At 66.7% G+C, this 18,576-nt stretch carries 20 protein-coding genes; 4 read left to right on the forward strand and 16 right to left on the reverse strand.

Annotated features, from left to right (window positions below; genetic code table 11):
- Positions 1-173 precede the first annotated feature (173 nt).
- Entirely contained in the window at positions 174-1,376 is a 1,203-nt protein-coding gene (locus AAFN89_RS02405; protein WP_347535527.1) for an aminotransferase class V-fold PLP-dependent enzyme, read from the reverse strand.
- 90 nt (positions 1,377-1,466) lie between these two features.
- Between AAFN89_RS02405 and AAFN89_RS02410 the strand changes: the two genes are divergently transcribed.
- On the forward strand, positions 1,467-2,294 hold the full coding sequence (locus AAFN89_RS02410; RefSeq protein WP_347535529.1) for an IclR family transcriptional regulator: 828 nt from the start codon (positions 1,467-1,469) through the stop codon (positions 2,292-2,294).
- Between the two features lie 16 nt (positions 2,295-2,310).
- On the opposite strand, the gene AAFN89_RS02415 is transcribed toward AAFN89_RS02410, so the two are convergent.
- From AAFN89_RS02415 to AAFN89_RS02485, 15 genes are all read right to left on the reverse strand, one after another.
- A complete protein-coding gene (locus tag AAFN89_RS02415) occupies positions 2,311-2,808 on the reverse strand; it encodes a RidA family protein (protein ID WP_347535531.1) in 498 nt (165 codons plus the stop codon).
- A gap of 2 nt (positions 2,809-2,810) precedes the next feature.
- Positions 2,811-3,785, reverse strand: a complete 975-nt coding sequence (locus tag AAFN89_RS02420; protein WP_347535533.1) for an ABC transporter ATP-binding protein — start codon at positions 3,783-3,785, stop codon at positions 2,811-2,813.
- Positions 3,782-4,840 (reverse strand): ABC transporter ATP-binding protein, encoded by a 1,059-nt coding sequence (locus AAFN89_RS02425; protein ID WP_347535535.1) that lies wholly within the window; start codon positions 4,838-4,840, stop codon positions 3,782-3,784. Before AAFN89_RS02425 ends, AAFN89_RS02420 begins: the two co-directional genes overlap by 4 nt.
- Positions 4,837-5,982 (reverse strand): amidohydrolase/deacetylase family metallohydrolase, encoded by a 1,146-nt coding sequence (locus tag AAFN89_RS02430; protein WP_347535537.1) that lies wholly within the window; start codon positions 5,980-5,982, stop codon positions 4,837-4,839. The genes AAFN89_RS02425 and AAFN89_RS02430 overlap by 4 nt, the downstream gene beginning before the upstream one ends.
- A gap of 2 nt (positions 5,983-5,984) precedes the next feature.
- Entirely contained in the window at positions 5,985-6,842 is an 858-nt protein-coding gene (locus AAFN89_RS02435; RefSeq protein ID WP_347535539.1) for an ABC transporter permease, read from the reverse strand.
- A gap of 10 nt (positions 6,843-6,852) precedes the next feature.
- The gene (locus tag AAFN89_RS02440; RefSeq protein ID WP_347535541.1) at positions 6,853-7,794 is read right to left on the reverse strand and encodes an ABC transporter permease; all 942 of its coding nucleotides are present in this window, start codon (positions 7,792-7,794) and stop codon (positions 6,853-6,855) included.
- Between the two features lie 72 nt (positions 7,795-7,866).
- Positions 7,867-9,414: an ABC transporter substrate-binding protein gene (locus tag AAFN89_RS02445; RefSeq protein WP_347535543.1), complete on the reverse strand. Its 1,548-nt coding sequence runs from the start codon at positions 9,412-9,414 to the stop codon at positions 7,867-7,869.
- A gap of 250 nt (positions 9,415-9,664) precedes the next feature.
- Positions 9,665-10,282 carry a bifunctional 4-hydroxy-2-oxoglutarate aldolase/2-dehydro-3-deoxy-phosphogluconate aldolase gene (eda, locus tag AAFN89_RS02450; RefSeq protein WP_347535545.1) on the reverse strand — a complete coding sequence of 206 codons (618 nt, stop codon included), beginning with the start codon at positions 10,280-10,282 and terminating at the stop codon, positions 9,665-9,667.
- Positions 10,279-11,232, reverse strand: a complete 954-nt coding sequence (locus tag AAFN89_RS02455) for a sugar kinase (protein WP_347535547.1) — start codon at positions 11,230-11,232, stop codon at positions 10,279-10,281. Before AAFN89_RS02455 ends, eda begins: the two co-directional genes overlap by 4 nt.
- A gap of 155 nt (positions 11,233-11,387) precedes the next feature.
- Positions 11,388-11,636, reverse strand: coding sequence for a hypothetical protein (locus AAFN89_RS02460; protein ID WP_347535549.1), 249 nt, complete (start codon positions 11,634-11,636; stop codon positions 11,388-11,390).
- Positions 11,637-11,653: 17 nt separating this feature from the next.
- Positions 11,654-11,953, reverse strand: a complete 300-nt coding sequence (locus AAFN89_RS02465; protein ID WP_347535551.1) for a hypothetical protein — start codon at positions 11,951-11,953, stop codon at positions 11,654-11,656.
- A 90-nt stretch (positions 11,954-12,043) separates the two neighbouring features.
- Positions 12,044-12,919 carry a DUF1206 domain-containing protein gene (locus AAFN89_RS02470; protein ID WP_347535553.1) on the reverse strand — a complete coding sequence of 292 codons (876 nt, stop codon included), beginning with the start codon at positions 12,917-12,919 and terminating at the stop codon, positions 12,044-12,046.
- Positions 12,920-12,971: 52 nt separating this feature from the next.
- The gene (locus tag AAFN89_RS02475) at positions 12,972-13,535 is read right to left on the reverse strand and encodes a chalcone isomerase family protein (RefSeq protein WP_347535555.1); all 564 of its coding nucleotides are present in this window, start codon (positions 13,533-13,535) and stop codon (positions 12,972-12,974) included.
- Between the two features lie 144 nt (positions 13,536-13,679).
- Positions 13,680-14,531, reverse strand: coding sequence for a shikimate dehydrogenase (locus tag AAFN89_RS02480; protein WP_347535557.1), 852 nt, complete (start codon positions 14,529-14,531; stop codon positions 13,680-13,682).
- Positions 14,532-14,654: 123 nt separating this feature from the next.
- The gene (locus tag AAFN89_RS02485) at positions 14,655-15,317 is read right to left on the reverse strand and encodes an FCD domain-containing protein (RefSeq protein ID WP_347535559.1); all 663 of its coding nucleotides are present in this window, start codon (positions 15,315-15,317) and stop codon (positions 14,655-14,657) included.
- A gap of 252 nt (positions 15,318-15,569) precedes the next feature.
- Between AAFN89_RS02485 and dctP the strand changes: the two genes are divergently transcribed.
- The 3 genes from dctP (at position 15,570) to AAFN89_RS02500 (ending at position 18,572) form a co-directional block, all read left to right on the forward strand.
- Complete coding sequence (gene dctP / locus AAFN89_RS02490) at positions 15,570-16,559, forward strand: TRAP transporter substrate-binding protein DctP (protein ID WP_347535561.1); 990 nt, start codon at positions 15,570-15,572, stop codon at positions 16,557-16,559.
- A 190-nt stretch (positions 16,560-16,749) separates the two neighbouring features.
- A complete protein-coding gene (locus AAFN89_RS02495) occupies positions 16,750-17,274 on the forward strand; it encodes a TRAP transporter small permease subunit (RefSeq protein WP_347535563.1) in 525 nt (174 codons plus the stop codon).
- Positions 17,271-18,572, forward strand: a complete 1,302-nt coding sequence (locus tag AAFN89_RS02500; protein WP_347535565.1) for a TRAP transporter large permease — start codon at positions 17,271-17,273, stop codon at positions 18,570-18,572. Before AAFN89_RS02495 ends, AAFN89_RS02500 begins: the two co-directional genes overlap by 4 nt.
- Positions 18,573-18,576 lie beyond the last annotated feature (4 nt).

An 18,576-nucleotide genomic window follows, 5' to 3' on the forward strand; every position in this document is an offset into this window, starting at 1 on the left:
ACGCACCCACAAATTGCGCCGCTTCACGGCGGCCCGGCCGGGCCGCCGTGAAGCAGAACAAAACCAGAAATCTGTCAACGATCCTAACGGTCTATAACGTCAACTATGTTCCCGGTTGCTCACTTGGTAGCCCTCTCCCCGCCGGGGAGAGGGTTGGGTGAGGGGCGTTGGTTCTACCCCTCCCAGGCCAGGTATCCGGCGGCGGAGCGGCGGCGCCAGGCGTCGGGGTCGGGTTCGGCGAGCTTGCCGGCGGCGGCGCGCTTGAGCGTTTCGCGCAGGCGGCGGGCGACGATCTCCGCCTGTCCCTCATGGAGGTTGCAGGGGTCGAACTGGATGATCCCCCGGTCGGACTCATGGTCGCGGATGATGATGGCGGGCTCGCCTGCCGCCAGGTCGGCCGCGATGGCGAGAGCCGACGCCCCGGCCCGCCGGGGATCGACCCTGACGACCAGCCGGTCGAGCGGATTGTCGGTCGGATCGGGCTCCAGTCGCGCATCCACACCTTCGAACCCTTCCGCCGCCTGGAGCCATGCCCGCGCCGCCTCGTCCTCCCGCGCCCGCACGGCCTCATGGTCGCGGCGGGACCAGGCGGAGAGCGCGGCCATCACGCCCGCGATCGTCTCCTTGCCGACCTTCATGCCGCGGCCGACGCCGCCATTCTGCATGTAGGCCGCGCGCACCAGATCGCGCCTTCCGGCGACGATGCCGCCGGTCGGTCCGCTGAGGAACTTGTGCGCGGAATAGATCACGATGTCCGCGCCGTCGCGCAGGAAGCCCGCCAAATCATATTCCGACGCCGCGTCGACGATCACCGGCACGCCGCGCTCATGGCACAGCTCCGCGAACCGCTTCAGCGGAAGCTGGCCGTAATCGACGACGTGATGCGAGACGACGTAGAGCGCCGCCGCCACGTCGTCCTCCAGCGCGCCGGTCAGATTATGCTCCACCGCCAGCGTCGCCGTGCCGATCGGGACGACCCGCGCGCCGGCCAGCCGCACCGCCTGCTCCACCGGCGCGCCATAATGGCAGAGATGGCCGGTCTGGACGATGACCGCATCCTTCATGCCCGTGGCGTCGGGCAACTGCTCGATGCGCGCCATGTCGGGGCCGGTCATCGCCGCGGCGATGGCGATCGTGATGCCGGCGCTGGCCGAGGCGGTGACGAAGCCGCTCTCGGCGCCCGTACTCTCCGCGATCGCCTTCGCGGCGCGGCCGTGCAGCTCATGCATGTTGACGAAGCGCGGCAGGATCGCCGCCATGGCTTCGGTCACCTCCGGCACGGCGATCGACGCGCCGAGCGAGGTCATGGTTCCAGAAACGTTGATGACCGGCCGCAGCCCTGCGGGTCCGTAGAACGCATCCCAGTTGCTTGTCACTTCATCTTCTCCAGAGCCAGCCTCGATCTACCTTGCTATCGGAGGCAATTCCATTGTAAGGGAAGTCCGTCCTTCACGAACGGATTCCCGATGAGCGAAGAAAACCGATCCCCCAAGCCCCGCACCCGGACCAGCGGCATTGACCGGGCGCTGCAGATCTTCGACATGCTGAGCGACCGGGGGGAGGCGTCGAGCGCCTATGACATCGCCAAGACCATCGGCGCGCCGATCTCCACCGTCTACGCCCTTGTCGACGAGCTGACGGAGCGCGGGATGCTGTCCCGCCCGCAGGGCAAGCTGGTCTGGCTGGGGCCGCGCGTGCTGCGCTACGGGCTGGCCTATGAACGCCGGATGGACATGCTGACGGAAGCCAAGCACGAGATGGCGCGGCTGGCCCGGACGCTGGGCGAGACGGTGCAGGTCTGCTACCGCGACGACGATCTGATGGTCGTCGCGGCGATGGCCGACGGCGAGGGACATTTCCGCGTCGCGTCGGACGTGGGCACGCGGGTGCCGCTGAACTGGACGGCGTCGGGCCGGCTGCTGGTCGGCCATCTGCCGGATGCGGAGCGCCGGCAGGTCTTCCGCAGCATCGCCAAACCATCCCCCACCGGCCTTGCGGAGATCGACGCCGACGTTCTGGCCGACCAGGCGGGAATCGACTTCCAGGACGGGCTGGCGGTGCAGATGGGCGCGTCGGAATTCGCCGTCGCCTGCATCGCCGCGCCGATCCGCAACGGGGCCGGCGAGTGCGCGATGACGATCTCCATCGTGCTGGCCGAACAGAAGGCCCAGTCCCATCTGGAACGCTACGGGCAGGCGGTGCGCGACGCCGCTTCGTCCGTTGAGCGGGCGCTGGGGCGGGAGAGAATCCCGGCCGGTAATGACGGCGTCGGCCTGCGCATGGGCGCCCATTGAGGCGATCCTCCTCCGGTTATTCCTCGACCTCGAAGATCGCCTCGATCTCCACCGTGATGTTGTTCGGCAGCGACCCCATGCCGACGGAGGACCGGGCATGGATTCCCGCTTCGCCCAGCACCTCGTTCAAGAGGTCCGAACAGCCATTGATGACGGCCGGATGCTCCGTGAACTCCGGGGTGGCGTTGACCATGCCGAACAGCTTCACGACCCGGCGAACCCTGGACAGGTCGCCAAGATGCTGGCGGGCGACGGTCAGCAGGTTCAGCCCCACCATGCGGGCGTGGGCATAGGCTTCCTCGACCGTCACCTCCGCCCCGACCTTGCCGGTCAGAAGCCGACCGTCCTCCGTCACCGGTCCCTGGCCGGAAACGTAGAGCAGGGTTCCCACCCGCACGCAGTTGGCGAAATTGCCGATCGGCTCCGGCGGCAGGTCGGGAAGGAGAAGCGCCATCCGGGCAAGCCTGTCCTCCGGCGACAGCCTCACGGCCTCGCGCTCTGCTTCATAGGGCATGTTCAGAATTCTCCGATACGGATACAGGCTGCATGATGGCTGTCGCCCAGCGGCAGGGGGGGCGGTATCACCTCTCCGCAGCGTTCGCGGGCATGGCGGCAACGGGTGCGGAAGACGCATCCCGAAGGGGGGAAGAAGGGGCTGGGCATGTCCCCTTGCAGGATTTCGCGGTCGATGGTGACAGTCGGATCGGGCGTCGGCGCCGCCGAGAGCAGCGCCTGGGTATAGGGGTGGGCCGGCGCGCCGTAGACCGCGCGTCCGGGGCCGCTTTCGGCGATCCGGCCCAGATACATCACCACCACCTCGTCGCAGAGATATTCCACGACGCTGAGATCGTGGGCGATGAACAGGATCGTCAGCCCCCGCCTGTCCCGCAGGTCCTGCATCAGGTTCAGGATCTGCGCCTGGACGGAGACGTCGAGCGCGGAGACGGATTCGTCCGCGACGATGAATTCAGGCTCCACCGCCAGCGCGCGGGCGATGCCGATGCGCTGCCGCTGGCCGCCGGAGAATTCGTGCGGGAAGCGCGCCATATGGTCGGCCGACAGCCCAACTTCCTCCAGCAGGCCGGCGACGATGTCCCGCCGTTCCGCCTTGCCGGAACCGATCTTGTGGGCGATCAGCGCCTCCGCGATGATCTCCCGGACCCGCATCCGCGGGTTGAGGCTGGAGAACGGGTCCTGGAAGATGATCTGCATGCGTTTGCGCATGGCCTTCATCGCAGCGTCGTCCAGCTTGGTGACGTCGACGCCGTCGAACATCACCTCGCCCGCCGTCGGCTCGGTCAGCCGCAGGATCGACCGGCCGAGCGTGGTCTTGCCCGAGCCGGATTCCCCGACCAGCCCGACCACCGCCCCGCGCGGCACGTCGAACGACACGTCCCGCAGCGCATGGACCTCTCCCCGCGCCGTCGGGAACGCCTTGGACAGCCCCCGGATGCTCAGCAGGATGTCGGGAGTTGCGGCCTGCGGGTTCATGGCGCGCTCCTCCTCAATTTCCAGCAGCTCGAAAGATGCCCCTTGGCGACGGGAGCCAGTTCGACCGGCTCATGGCACTTTTCCTCCGCCAGGGCGCAGCGGGGCGCGAAGCGGCAGCCGGGCGGCATGTCGTAGAGCGACGGGACCGCGCCGGGGATGGGCGTCAGCCGCCGGCGCATCCCGGCATCGTCGACATCGCGCCGCGCGTCGGGGATGGAGGCCAGCAGCCCCTGCGTATAGGGATGGCGCGGGGCGGCGAACAGGTCGCGGACCTCCGCCTGCTCCACCACCTCGCCGCAATACATCACCGCGACCTCGTCCGCGACCTCCGCCACCACGCCCATATTGTGGGTGATGAACAGGATCGACATGCCAAGTTCGGCCTGAAGCCGCTTCATCAGATCCAGGATCTGCGCCTGGATGGTCACGTCCAGCGCGGTCGTCGGCTCGTCGGCGATCAGCAGCCGGGGATCGCAGGCCAGCGCCATGGCGATCATCACCCGCTGCCGCATCCCGCCGGACATATGGTGGGGATAGTCGTCCAGCCGCTTCTCCGCGCTGGGGATCTCCACATGGCGCAGGATCTCCAGCGCCCGCGCCCGCGCCTCTGTCCGGCTCACCGGCCGATGCAGCCGCACCATCTCCGCGATCTGGTCGCCGACGGTGAAGAGCGGGTTGAGCGAGGTCATCGGCTCCTGGAAGATCATCGAGATCTCCCGCCCCCGGACGCCGCGCATGGTCTTCGCGCCCGCCTGGGCGAGGTCCAGCACCTCTCCTGAACTGGTGCGGTAGAGGATGCGCCCTTCGACGATCTGGCCCGGATAGCCCAGCAGCCGGAGGATGGAGAGGGAGGTGACGGACTTTCCGGACCCGGACTCCCCCACGATCGCCAGCGTCTTGCCCTTGGGCAACGAGAAGGAAACGTCGCGGACCGCCTTGGCGGTGCGGTTCTTGTAGACGAACCAGGTGCTGAGACGATCGACCTTCAGCGCGACATCATCGGGAAGGCCGTCAACGGCTCCGGAGGGGCGGGAGGCCGTGGCGAGCGCCGTCATGTCCCACCCTCCCCCGCCTTGGCGCGGGCCGCCGGCCGCAGCGCGTTCCCGCGCACGGCCCAGCGCGGTTCGAACATCCGGCGGACGCGGGCCTTGTCGCCATGGCTGTCGATCAGCGTCTCGTCGCAATCCACCACATCGAAGAGCGTGAAATCGGCGGGGCTGCCGGGTTTCAGCCCGTCATCGCCGGCCAGGCCCAGGAAGTCACGCGGGCGCTTGGTGATCGCGGCGACGCAATCCTCGAACTCCAGCCCGGCGGCATGGACCTTCGACACGGTGGTCGCCATGTCGAACACCGGCCCGTCGATATTGTGGCCGTGCAGGTCGGTGGAGATCGAATAGGGCTTCAGCCCCTCCCCGATCGCCCGCTCCGCGACCCGAAAGCTGTAGGAAGCCGCGCCATGGCCGATATCCATCAGCACGCCCTCCGCCGCCAGCCGCTTGGCGAGCGCCATCAGCGCCGGCGTGTCGGCGATGGAGCCCGACCGCTTGCCGTTGAAGCAGTGGGTGACCACGTCGCCGGGGGTCAGCAGGTCCAGCACCTCGTCCAGCAGCGGCGGCGGCTCCCCGATATGGACCATGAGCGGCAGGCCCGCGATCTCCGCCACCCGCTTGGCGATCTTCGCCGGGGTGATGCCCCAGGCGCCGACGATCACGCCGCTGGCCCTGACCTTCACGCCGCAGATGACGTCGCGGTTGGCCTCGATCACGTCAAGCGTCCGGTCGACATCGATCGACCGCATGTCGATCAGCTCCGGCACCCGGTTGCAGGCGACAAGGCCGATGGAGCCGATATTGATGAAGGCCTTCACGGTCTCCATCTGCCGGTCGATGACATATTCGCGCAGGCCGTGGAAACTGGCCTCCCCGGCCGAGCCGGCGTCGGCCAGCGCGGTGACGCCGCGCTTCATGCCCACGGCGTCGGCCCTGACCGATATGTCGGTGCCGCCATGCCAGACGTGGACGTGCAGATCCGCCCAGCCCGGCGATATCCACGCGCCGGCGCCGTCGATCAGTTCCGCGTCCGGCGACGGCGTCGTGGCGACCAGCCCGTCGGCGTCGATATGGATTGTGGCGGTTCCTACCGCCGCGCCGCCGGCGAAACCGATCGGCCTGACGTTGGAAAGGGTCAGCCCGGCCATTCTCAAAGCTCCTTGGAAATGCGCGGATCGAGCGCGTCGCGCAGGCCGTCGCCCGCGATCTGGAGGGACAGTACGCAAAGGGTGATGGCGATGCCCGGCACCAGGATCATCCAGTCGGCCGTGCCGACATACTGGCGGCCGGCATTGATCATCGTGCCCCAGGTCGGGGTCGACGGGTCGACGCCGACGCCCAGGAAGGACAGCCCCGCCTCCGACAGCATCGAATAGGCGAAGATGAAGGTGCCCTGCACGATGATCGGGGAGACGATGTTGCGCAGCACATGGTTGAAGAGGATGCGCCAGGTGGATACGCCGAGCGCGCGGGCCGCCTCCACATAGGCAAGCTCGCGGATGACCAGCGTCGAGGCGCGGACGATGCGGGCGATCCGCGGGGCGTAGACGATCGACAGCGCCACGATGACGTTGACGATCGACCCGCCCAGCGCCGCGACCAGGGCTATCGCCAGCAGGATGTCCGGGAAGGCCATCATCGCATCGATCAGGCGGGAGACCGGCGCATCCAGCTTCCGGAAGAAACCGCCCAGCAGGCCGAGGATCACCCCGAAGAAGGAGGACAGCACGGCGACCCCCAACCCGACCATCAGCGAGACGCGGCCGGCATAGATCGCGCGGGTGAAGATGTCCCGTCCGAACTCGTCCGTTCCCAGCCAGAATTCGGCCGAAGGCGGCTGGAGGCGGTTGCGGAGCGACATGGCGTCGGGCTCCACCGGCGATATCCAGGGAGCCAGGATCGCCGCCGCAGCCATGATTCCCAGGATGGCGAGGCCGATCATGACCGACCGCCTCTGGGTCATCACCTTGAGGAAGCTCGTTTCCATGGACATGGCGGAGACGGTCATGCGCGGCCCCTCAATATTTCACGCGCGGATCGATCGCGAGATAGATCATGTCGATCGCGAAGTTGATCAGCACGTAGAGCCCGGTCACGACGATCAGCGTGCCCTGGATCAGCGGATAGTCACGGCGCAGCACCGCGCCCACCACCAGCGAACCGACGCCCGGCAGGTTGAACACCCGCTCCGTCACCACCGCGCCGGAGATCAGCAGCGCGAAGGTCAGCCCGACCACCGTGACGATGGGGATCAGCGCGTTCTTGAAGGCGTGGCGCAGCACCACGCGCCATTCGCTCATCCCCTTGGCCCGCGCGGTGCGGACATAATCGTCCGACAGCACGTCGAGCATGGAGGCGCGGGAGAAGCGGATGATGATCGCGGAATTGACCAGCCCCAATACGATCGCCGGCAGGACGAGGTGGCGCATCCGTTCGAAGAATCCGGCGTCGGGCCCGCCATAGCCGGAAACCGGGAACCAGCCGGCCCCAGTGGCGAAATGCTGCTGGAAGAGGAGCCCCAGCCAGAAGCTGGGAATGGACGCCACCAGCATCGCGGTCGACAGCGATCCCTGGTCGAACAGCGTCCCGCGCGTATAGGCCGACGCCACGCCGATCGGCAGGGCGATCGCCACGGCGACGATGATGGACATGAGGGTGAGGAAGATCGTGGGTTCCGACCGCGCCGCGATCACCTGGAGCACCGGCCGGTCGAAGAAGATCGATTCCCCGAAATTGCCTTGGGCGACGCCGATCAGGAAGGTGACATACTGGACCGGGATGGGTTGGTCGAGTCCCAGCCTTTCCTGGAGCGCGGCCACGTCCGCCGGCGTGGCCTCAGGCCCCAGCATCATGGCCGCCGGGTCGCCCGGCGCGATGCGGACGATGACGAACACCGTCGTCAGGACGATGAACATCACGATCAGCATGCCGACGAGGCGCTTAAGGATGTACCGCGTCACGGGAGAACCTTCCTCGGGGAACGTAGAAAGGGGGCCGGCCCGGCCTTCAGGACCGGGCCGGCCCGCCGGTCACTATTGCGCCGGCTCTTCAATCTGGGCGTTCCAGAAGAACGGCCAGGGCGTCTCCGGCACCCCGGTGAGGGCTGGGTTCCTGGCGCTGACGGCGTTGAAGTTGCCGACCTTGTAGAAAGCCGCCTGCTCATAGAGCAGCCCCTGGAGTTCGGCGAACAGCGCCTGGCGCTGCTCCAGGTCGGTGACGGAGTTCAACTGCGTCCAGACCTCTTCCTTCTCCGGATCGTCCCAGCCCACGCGGCTGGTGGAATCGTACATGCTGGTCAGCGCCGGCTCCGGCAGGAACGGCGAGTGGGTGATGTAGATGTCCCACAGTTCCGGATTGTTGCGCCGTTCCGACAGGGTCGCCCAGTCGGTCACCTGCATGTCGACGGTGAAGCCCGCCTGCTCAAGATAGACCTTCGCGACCTCCGCCATCTTGAAGTGGAAGTCGTACTGGTGGGAGGTCAGGATGCGCAGCGGCGTGTCGTCATAGCCCGCCTGCTCCAGCAGTTCGGCCGCCCGGGCCGGATCGGCCTGGTTGTAGAGTTCGACGCCGGCCGTGTTGTGCCAGACATGGCCTTCCGGGAACATCGCGCCTGCGACCTTGAAGAAGCGGTCCTCGCCGAACGCGGCCAGCAGCATGTCGTCGGGGTTGAGCGCCGCCTGCACCGCCTGCCGGACCAGCGGATCGGTCATCAGCCCCTGCTTCAGGTTGAAGGCGAAGACCGGCCAGCCGAACGGTTCTAGCAGGACCGGTTCGACATTCTCGCTCTCCTCCAGCCGCGAATAGGATTCGTTGGGCAGGCCGTCGGCATAGTCGAACTGGCCGGCGACCGCACCTTCGATGCGGGTGTTGGAATCCGGCACCGGAATGAAGCGGATCTCGTCCAGATACTGGTGACGCTGGCCGAAGGCGGCGTCCGCCGGCTCGGTGCGCGAGACATATTCGTCGAACCGGCCGACCTGGATGTACTGGTCGGGCGCATGCTCGATCAGCTCATAGGGGCCGGTGCCGACGATGGCGCTCAGCTCGTCCCCGATCACCTCCTGCGGCACCACGATTGCGGCGGAGTTGGAGAAGGCCAGCAGCGACAGCAGCGGCGAATAGGGCGTGTTGAGGCTGATCTGGACGGTGAAGTCGTCCACCGCCTCGATGGAATCGATCTTCTCCGCCACGCCCTTGCCGCGCGTCGCGAGTTCGGTCCAGCGGACGAGCGAATCGACGACGTCGTGCGCGTCCATGGTCGACCCGTCATGGAAGGTGATGCCTTCGCGGATGCCGATGACGTAGGTCTTCCCGTCGTCGGAGATCTCCGGCATGTCGGTCGCCAGCAGCGGCCGGACGTTCCATTCGGAATCGAAGGTGTAGAGCGTCTCGAAGAAATGCTGGGTGACGATGCTGACCACGTCGGTGGTCGACAACACCGGATCGAGGGTCGGCGGTTCGCCGATGATGGCGACGCTGATCACGCCGCCGGATTCCTCGTCCTGCGCCATGGCGGATTGCGGAAGGACCGTGGCGGCCAGCAGGGCCGTCAGGCTGGCGAGGGTCTTGAAACGGGGCATCTGGGCTTCCTCCTGTTCGGTTATTCTTCTGTAACGTAATAACCAATATAACAAAGGAATAATGACTCCGGGCGCGCGGAATTGTCAAGCGGATCGGGTCCGCTTGTGGGTCGGTGGATTTTGTCTGGAGAACCAACACCCCTCACCCTCCCGCTTCGCGGGTCCCTCCCTCTCCCACAAGGGGCGAGGGAAAAAAGGTAGCCCTCTCCCCTCGTGGGAGAGGGTTGGGTGAGGGGGGTTGGTTTGGCTTTTAAAGCACAGCCGCCCGGCAGGCCCTGGCTTCGATCTCTTCCCACGCGCCAGCCTCAAGGTCGGCCGCGCCCGCCAGCCACGACCCGCCGACGCACAGCACGTTCGGCAGCTTCAGCCAGTCGGCAGCCGTTTCCTCCCTGATGCCGCCGGTCGGGCAGAAGCGCAAATCGGCGAAGGGACCGGCGAGGCTGGAGAGCATCGCCCGGCCGCCGGCGGCCTCGGCGGGGAAGAATTTCAGTCGGGAGAAGCCGAATTCCAGCGCCCGCATCGCCTCCGACGCCGTGGCGATGCCCGGCAGGAAGGGCAGACCGGAGGCGTTGGCCGCCTCCGCCAGGGCGGGCGTCAGGCCGGGGCTGACGCCGAACGCCGCGCCGACCTTGCGCGCGGCCTCGAAATCCGCTGCCGTCGTCATGGTGCCCAGCCCTACGATCGCGTCTGGAACCTCCCGCCGGATCGCCGCGACGGCGTCCAGCGCGGCGTCGGTGCGGAGCGTCACCTCCAGCACCGGCAGCCCGCCGGCGACCAGCGCACGGGCCAGCGGGACCGCGTGGTCGACCCGCGCGATGGTCAGCACCGGGATCACCGGCGCGCGGCGCATGATGTCTTCGATGGTCATGCTTCCTGGTCCCTCACAAGGGCGAAATGGCTGGGGTCCGGCATGGCGGAGCGCGGGATGATCGCGCCGCGATGGGCGATGACGGCCGCCGCGATCCAGTGGCCGCGCAGCGCCGACGCACGCTGGTCCGCGCCCAGCGCCCGGCCGGAGAGATAGCCGGCGTTGAAGCTGTCGCCGGCGGCCGTGGTGTCCACCGGATCGACCTTCACGGGCACCGGCGCTTCGAACGCGCCGTCCGGCCCGTCGATCCAGCAGCCGCCGGGACCATGCTTCACCACAACTTCCGCGATGCCGGCCTCGCGCAGCCGGCGGGCGCAGGAGGCGGCGTCCGCGTCCCCATGAAGGGCGGCTTCATCATCCAGGGTCGGCAGGGCGATGTCGGTCCGCCGCGCCATCTCCGCGAAGACCGCCCGCGCCTCGTCCGCGCTATCCCAACCGCGCGGCCGGTAGTTGCTGTCGAAGGCAACCAGCGAGCCCCCTTCCCGCGCCCGGTCGAGCGCGCCGAACAGCCTTTCCCGCCCGGCCCGGCCATAGAGCGAGAGGCTGATGCCGGAAAGGTAGATGAGTCCGTAGCCCGCGAGCGCCACCGCCAGATTCTCCGCGTCGGGCAGGTCGAACAATTCCCGCGCCGGGCTGCTGTCGCGCCAGTAATGGAAGCTGCGTTCGCCCTTCTTGTCGGTGCGGATCGTGTAGAGGCCCGGCACCCGGCCGGCCAAGCGGCGCACCAGCCCGGTGCCGATGCCCTCCTCCGCCCATCCGGCCATCATGGCGTCGCTGTAGGGATCGTCGCCCAGCGCCGTCGCATAGTCCACCGATGCGCCCAGCCGCGCCAGATAAGCCGCCACGTTCAGCGTGTCGCCGCCGAAGCCGATCGTGGCGCGGTCGCCCTCCAGCAGCCTGATCTCGACCATGCATTCGCCGATGGAAACGAACCTGGCGGACGGCTTCATTCTGGGACTCATGGGCTTCCTTGAGACTCGGGAGGGAACGGACGGGCGATCCCTTCCGTACTAGCGCGAGGAAGCCCGGAAGGCGAGCCGGGAGTTGTCGGCCCGGGAGTTGTCGGCCCGGGAGTTGTCGACGACGCGCCGGCGCCTCCGGAAGGTTACTGCCAGGCCGGCTCGCCCAGATCGAGCGTGTCCTGATCGGTCAGCGCGCCGGTCGCGGCGCCGGCGAGAGCGCCAAGCGCCGATGCGGTGAGCAGGTCGGCGTCGGTGAGGAAGGCCGTCGCCGCGCCGGCCGCCGCGCCGAGCCCGGCCCCGCTCAGGCCGCGCTCCCTGGTCGTGTTGCCGCAACCGGAGAGGACGAGCACCGCCAGCAGGGTGACGATCGGAAGAATGGCGAATCTTTTCATGGACTGTCCCTCCCGGCTCATTGCTGGCGCGATGCGCAATATTCGGTGATCCGCTCCACTTCCGCGCGGACGGAGGCGTCGCTCATGTCCTCCTCCAGCATCTCGCCGCGGGCGCGGAGGTCGGCCATGGTCCAGTGCCGTCCCATCTCGTTCGCCACGCACCCGCAGACCGACGCGCAGAAGGCGTAGGAGTTCCGCTCCTGGCAGGCGGGCACGCACTGGTCGAACGTTTCCTTCAACGCCGCGTCGGGGATCCTCTCCTGGGCGTGCGCCAGCAGGGGCACGGTCAGCAGAATGGCTGTCACTATCGCGCGCAAGGCTGCCTCCTGTTTCATCGGTGGCCATCGCCACAATTTTCGTTCTTCTTTCGACAACAGGACCGGCGGCGGACGGTTCCCCTCCCGCTATTACGGTTTCACGGGGTTGTGGCAGCAGGCCTTGATGAGGCCGAACACGCCATGGAGCATCAGCCCGGCGGACAGGGCGAGAAGCACGAAATCCCCAAGTGGCACGCTCGCCAGCGCCGTAAGGGCGGCGCGCACGCCCCCGGCGGCCGAAGCCTCCACACGCCAGGCCGCGGAGAGGAAGAGGACGCCGACCATGCCGAATATCACGGCCCTCGCCCCGAAACCCGCCCTGCCGACGAGACGGATAGCGACCATGGCGCGATCGCCGGCGCTCATGTCCCGGAAGATATCCCGCCGGGATCGCAGGATCTGAAGGACGCCCACTACGATCGCGCCGATCCCCACGGCCGCGACAAGCCAGTGGCCCAGCGGCCAATCGAGGACGCGGCCCGTCCAGACCACCAGGAATGCGGCCTCCTCCCGCAGTTCCTCCCTGACATGGGCGCTCCGGTCGAGCGCGATGACGGCCGCCAGGAGCCCCAGCCCGGCATAGAAGAAGGCTTCCGCCAGCTTGCCGGCGCGCCGGAACAGCCCTCTGGCGCCCCAGCCATGGCTGCCGAAATCCAGGAGAGCCTCCAGGCTCCGCCAGCCGGCATGGGCGCAGAGGCCGAGAGCGACCGTCAGCAGGAGGAGCCATCCGCCGGGAAGCTCGTCAATGATCGAGAACGCCTCCCCCAGGCTGGGCGGCGAGGTCTTCCCGAGAGCGGCCGACATCGCCAGCAGGCCCACGAACAAATAGAGGAGGCCGTGGGTCGCGTAGCCTGCCCGCGCGAGGATCCCGAGCATCCGGGCGCCGAGCGCGGTTCCCCTGATCGCCGTCCTCAACCGGCCGGCCAGCGCCTTCGACAGGGCGACCGTTCTCCCGATCCTGCTCATGGGCGTGCGCGGCGGCGCGAAGGCGATTCCCGCCGGGACGACGGGTTCCCGCTCAGGAACAAGGCGTCTGGAGCAGCAGCCGCTTCAGGTTGCCGGAGATGGGGTCCTCCCCGATCCAGAGTTCCAGCATCGCATCGATCAGGCTGTTGCCCGGCTGGGTGACGACGGCGTCTCCATTGACCCGGATCGCGGTGCCGCTGTCCGGCGCATAACCGATGGTCACGATGTCCCCGCCGCGGATGTCCTTGTAGAAGCCCTGCAGCGTGCGCAGCATCTCCTCCGATATCTGGTCCTCCAGGCGCGACCGCCATTCGTCGGGCAGATCGTCGGGCACGGAGCCGTCATAAATGATGTTGAGCTGGACGAGCTTCGTCGTGGCCGGGTCCATCACGGCGTCGGCCGGCGGAGCCGGCAGGTAGAGCGAGATCACATAGACATCGACGAAGAACATCATCTCCCGCGTGCCGCAGCCGGCCAGTTCCAGCCGCTGTTCGGAATAGACGCTCTCCGGAGCCAGCGTGACGCCTTCGATCTCGACGGCGAGGCCGTCGGCCGTCACGAGGATGCCCCCCAACCCAAGGACCGCTGTCATCGCCCGGAAATGCCAGATGCTCATGCGTCGCCCGTCCTCCGGTCGTCGCAGCGCCACGACGCGCCGGTATAGCTTGTTTCCCGAACCGCTCCCGCCCGGAAACGTTCCCGCATCCCTCGCGAGTCTGGCGGGATCGATGCCGCCCCCGCTTCGTCACCGGGGGAGCCGTCAGGAAGCCGCGCGGTCCGGCGCCCGGTCGCGGTCGAGCGCCGCCTTGAGCGCCGCCTGATCCACCTCGCACCCGGTAAAGATGCGGAAGGCGTCGACGCCCTGGTGGAAGAACAGCTCGTAGCCGCTCATGACCTCCAGCCCCTTGCTGCGGGCATCCTGGAGGAATTCGGTTTCGACCGGCGTATAGACCGCATCGAAGGCCCAGCTTCGGCCGGCCAGGAGCGGCTTCGGAATCGCGGAGCCGGGATATCCCACCATGCCCAGCGGCGTGCAGTTGACGACGCCGTCCGCGTCCGAGACCGCTTCCCCGACAGAACCGGCGACCGTCACCCGCATCGCCGGGGCGGCTTGCCGTAGCACGACGGACAGGGCGTCCGCCTTGGCGAAATCGCCGTCGAACAGGCGCAGTTCCGCCGCGCCCAGCGACGCCAGGGCGAAGCCGACCGCCTTGCCGACGCCGCCCGCCCCGGCCATGGCGACGATTCCGGGAGCGGCGTCCGGGAAATTCTCACGGAAGGCCGAGACGAAGCCCGAGCAATCGGTGTTGAAGCCGAGCGGACCGCCTTCCTCGAAGGTGACCGTGTTGCAGGCCGCGATGGCGCGAACACGCGTATCCTCGATCCGCAGCCGGGCGACCACCTTCTCCTTATAAGGATAGGTGATGTTCAGGCCGCGGAAGCCTTCCGCCTGGCAGCGGGTGAAGACCGCGTCGAAATCGAGATCGAGGTCGGGAGGCACGAGCGGTTCGTAGCTGACCGACAGGCCGCAGAGTTCTCCCGCCAGCCGATGCAGCCTCGGCGACCGCGACCGCCCGATATTGTCGCCGATGAGTCCCAGTCGAACGGCCATTGGAAGCATTCCGTGCAGGGTCGGCCGCGTCCGCGCGGCCCTTGAAACGGATAGCCCAAAGCCGGATTCACTTCAACTGGTGAAACGGTTTATATCATATATTCCACATGTCGATCCGACGTTTCACCGAATGGTGCCGGTCGCCAGCGCATGTTCGACGCCGCCATTGACGTGCCGCTCCAGAACGGAGGCCGCGGTGTCGGCGTCCCGCGACAGGGCCGACTCCAGCAATATCCGGTGCTCCTCCGCCGCGATGTCGCCGCGGAAGGACAGCGCGATCATCTGGTAGCGGAGATATTTGTCGAACACGCCCGCATGAGTTTCCATCAGGACCCGCGACCCGCAGGCGGAGATCAGCGCCTGATGGAATTCCCAGTCATAGCGCTTCCACAGTTCGGTGTCGCTGTGGTCGCCGGCCTTCATCCGCCGCTCCATGCTTGCCAGCTTGTGGTGCGCGGCGACGACCCGGCCTTCCCATTCCATGTCGCCGTCGGCGAAGGACTGGTTCAGCGCATGGCTTTCCAGAAGCAGGCGCAGGGCCGCCAGTTCGCGCAGATTGGCCACCGAAACCGGAGCCACCTCAAAGCCGCGCTGCCCCTCGGCGGAGACAAGACCTTCGGAGGTGAGGCGGTTCAGTATCTCCCGCAGCGTGCTGATGCTCGCCTGGTACTCGTCCTTCAGACGGTCGAGCCTGAGCTTCTGGCCGGGCTTGGCGCGGCCGAAGACGATATCGTTCCGTATCCGGCGATAGGCGTTCTCTCCGATGGTCTCGGGAACTCCGTCCATTGCGAGCACGTGCGGCTTCTTCCGTTCATTTCAGGAATGTCGGAGATAGGTGCCGCAGCCCGCCGCAACTTGCAAGGGCCGGAGCGCGACGCGCCGATCCACCGTAATTCTCGGAATGATAAACTGACAAATTTCAAAATATCCTACAAAACGAGTTTTGCGTATTGAAATATGAGTCCGCCGGTGCGATGAATCCCTGACAATGACGCGCCCGAGAAGCGCCCGCAATCCACATTCAAGGGGAGGATTTCCATGACGATATCGACTACACGCCGCACCGTTCTTGCCGGCGGCGCGCTGCTGCTGGCGGCGTCCTTCGCGCCCGCCATGGCCCAGGAGGAGAAGCCGACGCTGCGGTTCTCCGCCGTGTTCTCCGAACAGGACATCAGGGCGGACATGATGGAGATGTTCGCCGAGGAGATCGCCGACAATTTCACCTTCGAAGGCTACTACGGCGGTACCCTCTTCCGGCAGGGCACCGAACTGGTCGCGCTCCAGCGCGGCAATCTGGAGATGGGCAACGTCGCCCCGCAGGACATCGCCACCCAGATCCCCGAATGGTCGATCCTGACTTCCGCCTACCTGTTCCGCGACGCCGAGCATCTGAAGACCTTCTTCAACAGCGACGTGGGCGCCGAGATGAAGCAGATGGTCGAGGACCAGCTTGGCGTCCACATCCTGGGGCCGACCTATTTCGGCACCCGCCAGGTCGGCCTGAAGCCGGAAATCAGGATCGAGACGCCGGCCGACATGGAAGGCATCAAGCTGCGCATGCCCGGCGGCGACGCCTGGCAGTTCCTGGGCCGCGCGCTGGGCGCCAACCCGACGCCGATGGCCTATGCCGAAGTCTATACCGGGCTCCAGACCGGCGCGATCGACGGGCAGGACAACCCCCTGCCGAATGTCGAGAACATGAAGTTCTACGAGGTGATGTCGCAGATCGTGCTGACCTCCCATCTGGTCGGCTACGATTTGCTGGTCGTCTCGTCGGACGTCTGGAACGAGATGTCGCCGGAGGTGCAGGAATCCTTCCAGGCCGCCGCCGACAAGGCGATGGACTGGAGCACGGCGGAGCATCTGAAGCGGGAGGAGGAACTGGCCGCCTTCTTCGAGGAGCAGGGGCTTGAGATCTACAAGCCCGACGTCGACGCCTTCCGCGAATACGCCCAGGAGATGTATCTGAACTCCGACCTGGCGGAGAACTGGCCGGAAGGAATGCTCGACCGGATCAACGCGCTCTAGTGCGATGATTTCAACGCTTGGGAACCAAGCGTTGAAAGCTGAATCGCACTAGATTCAGTAAGTTGGTGTTCCGATTCAGCCGACGGATGGGAACCATCCGTCAGCATCGGAACACAAGGAAGATGGAAGTCGGCCGCCGGCGGCGCTGCCCGCCGGCGGTCGGTGTCGCGATAGTGGGGAGGTAGCGCGGATGACGGTCGAGGGCCTTCGAAGGGCTGGAGGATGGCTGAGACGGCGCGCGGAGAACGTCATCGCGCTGATGCTCGCCGTCATGTTCCTAGCCTTCATCATACAGATCGCCTTCCGCTACCTGCTGAACTTCCCGATCGGCTGGACGTCGGAACTGACCCTCATCATGTGGTTGTGGCTGGTGCTCTGGGGCGCGGGCTTCGTGCTGAAGGAATCCGAGGAAATCCGGTTCGACCTGCTCTACTGGATGGTCGGGAAGGGCACGCGGCGGGTGATGACCATCATCTCCGCCGTGGCGCTCCTGGCGCTCTACCTCCTCTCCCTGCCCGCCGTGGTCGATTATGTGACCTTCATGAAGGTCCAGGAATCCTCCTATCTGAACATCCGGTTCGACCTGCTCTACTCGATCTACGTGCTGTTCGCGGTCGCTGTGATCGTCCGCTATGGCTGGATCCTCCGGCGCGCCCTCGGCGGGTCCGCCATGGAAGAAGAATTCGACCCGACGAAGACAAGCTCCGGCGTATGAATCTCACCAGCCCGTTCTCGCTCGCCATCCTCGCCATCGTCACCCTCAGCCTTTTCGGCCTGCCCATCGGGCACGCGATGATCGGCGGATCGATCCTCTATCTCTTCCTCGCCGGGCTCGACATGGGCACGGCGGCCGAACAGCTTCTGAACGGCATGTATACGAGCTACATCCTGCTCGCCGTGCCGCTGTTCATCCTGTCGGCGGAGATCATGAACACCGGCAGCATGACGGAGCGCCTGCTTCGCTTCTGCGACGCGATGGTGGGACGGTTCCGGGGCGGGCTGGCCCAGGTGAACGTCATCCAGAGCATCATCTTCGCCGGCATGTCCGGATCGGCCATCGCCGACGCGGCGGGCACCGGCAAGATGATGCAGAAGATGATGACCCAGGACGGCAAGTACACGCCCAGCTTCGCCGCCGCGCTGACCGCCGCCTCGTCGGTCATCGGGCCGATCATCCCGCCCTCGATCCCGATGGTCGTCTACGCGCTCGTCTCCGACGCGTCGATCGGATATCTGTTCCTGGGCGGGGTCGTCCCCGGCCTGCTGATGGGCCTGTCGCAAATGGCGATCATCGCCGTTATCGCCAAAAAGCGGAACTTCCCGGTCGAGGCGCCGGTGCCGGTGCGCGAACTGCCCGGTATCACCATCCGCGCCTTTCCGGCGCTGATGATGCCGGTCGTCCTCCTGGGCGGCATCTATAGCGGCGTTATGACTCCGACCGAAGCGGCGGCGGTCGCCGCGGCCTACGCCTACCTGATCTCCGCCCTGCTCTACCGCACGGTGACGCTCAAGAGCACCTACCGGTCGCTCCTGTCCAGCGCGCGCACCACCGCCTCCATCGGGATGCTGATCGCCGGGGCGCTGGTGTTCAACTACGTCGTCACGATCGAGAACATTCCCGACGCGCTTGCCGCCTACCTTCAGGCGCATGAGCTTTCGCCGCTCGCCTTCCTGATCCTCGTAAACGTCGTCCTCCTGCTTCTCGGCTGCCTGCTGGAAGGAACGACGATCCTGCTGATCATCATCCCCGTACTGGTGCCGACGGCCCAGGCGCTGGGCGTCGACCTTGTTCATTTCGGCGTCGTGGTGGTGGTCAACATCATGCTGGGGCTGGTCACGCCCCCCTACGGGCTTCTGCTGTTCATCATGACGAACATCGCCAAGGTGCCGTTGCGCGACATCGTGCGGGACATCCTGCCCTTCCTGTTCGCCATGATCGCGTCGCTCGCGCTCATCACCTTCGTCCCCGGGCTGGTGCTCTTCCTGCCCCGGCTCTTCGGCTATCAGGGGTAAGGAC

Source organism: Inquilinus sp. CAU 1745 (assembly GCF_039839375.1).
Classification (GTDB): Bacteria; Pseudomonadota; Alphaproteobacteria; order DSM-16000; family Inquilinaceae; genus JBDOQU01.

Bases quoted from the DNA above. Each gene is read 5' to 3' on its own strand.
- AAFN89_RS02495 (WP_347535563.1), top strand. From the start codon at position 16,750: ATGACGGTCGAGGGCCTTCGAAGGGCTGGAGGATGGCTGAGACGGCGC.
- AAFN89_RS02455 (WP_347535547.1), bottom strand. From the start codon at position 11,232: ATGAAGCCGTCCGCCAGGTTCGTTTCCATCGGCGAATGCATGGTCGAG.
- AAFN89_RS02470 (WP_347535553.1), bottom strand. From the start codon at position 12,919: ATGAGCAGGATCGGGAGAACGGTCGCCCTGTCGAAGGCGCTGGCCGGC.
- dctP (WP_347535561.1), top strand. From the start codon at position 15,570: ATGACGATATCGACTACACGCCGCACCGTTCTTGCCGGCGGCGCGCTG.
- AAFN89_RS02445 (WP_347535543.1), bottom strand. From the start codon at position 9,414: ATGCCCCGTTTCAAGACCCTCGCCAGCCTGACGGCCCTGCTGGCCGCC.
- AAFN89_RS02415 (WP_347535531.1), bottom strand. From the start codon at position 2,808: ATGCCCTATGAAGCAGAGCGCGAGGCCGTGAGGCTGTCGCCGGAGGAC.
- AAFN89_RS02420 (WP_347535533.1), bottom strand. From the start codon at position 3,785: ATGAACCCGCAGGCCGCAACTCCCGACATCCTGCTGAGCATCCGGGGG.
- AAFN89_RS02500 (WP_347535565.1), top strand. From the start codon at position 17,271: ATGAATCTCACCAGCCCGTTCTCGCTCGCCATCCTCGCCATCGTCACC.
- eda (WP_347535545.1), bottom strand. From the start codon at position 10,282: ATGACCATCGAAGACATCATGCGCCGCGCGCCGGTGATCCCGGTGCTG.
- AAFN89_RS02410 (WP_347535529.1), top strand. From the start codon at position 1,467: ATGAGCGAAGAAAACCGATCCCCCAAGCCCCGCACCCGGACCAGCGGC.
- AAFN89_RS02430 (WP_347535537.1), bottom strand. From the start codon at position 5,982: ATGGCCGGGCTGACCCTTTCCAACGTCAGGCCGATCGGTTTCGCCGGC.
- AAFN89_RS02435 (WP_347535539.1), bottom strand. From the start codon at position 6,842: ATGACCGTCTCCGCCATGTCCATGGAAACGAGCTTCCTCAAGGTGATG.
- AAFN89_RS02460 (WP_347535549.1), bottom strand. From the start codon at position 11,636: ATGAAAAGATTCGCCATTCTTCCGATCGTCACCCTGCTGGCGGTGCTC.
- AAFN89_RS02480 (WP_347535557.1), bottom strand. From the start codon at position 14,531: ATGGCCGTTCGACTGGGACTCATCGGCGACAATATCGGGCGGTCGCGG.
- AAFN89_RS02425 (WP_347535535.1), bottom strand. From the start codon at position 4,840: ATGACGGCGCTCGCCACGGCCTCCCGCCCCTCCGGAGCCGTTGACGGC.
- AAFN89_RS02485 (WP_347535559.1), bottom strand. From the start codon at position 15,317: ATGGACGGAGTTCCCGAGACCATCGGAGAGAACGCCTATCGCCGGATA.
- AAFN89_RS02475 (WP_347535555.1), bottom strand. From the start codon at position 13,535: ATGAGCATCTGGCATTTCCGGGCGATGACAGCGGTCCTTGGGTTGGGG.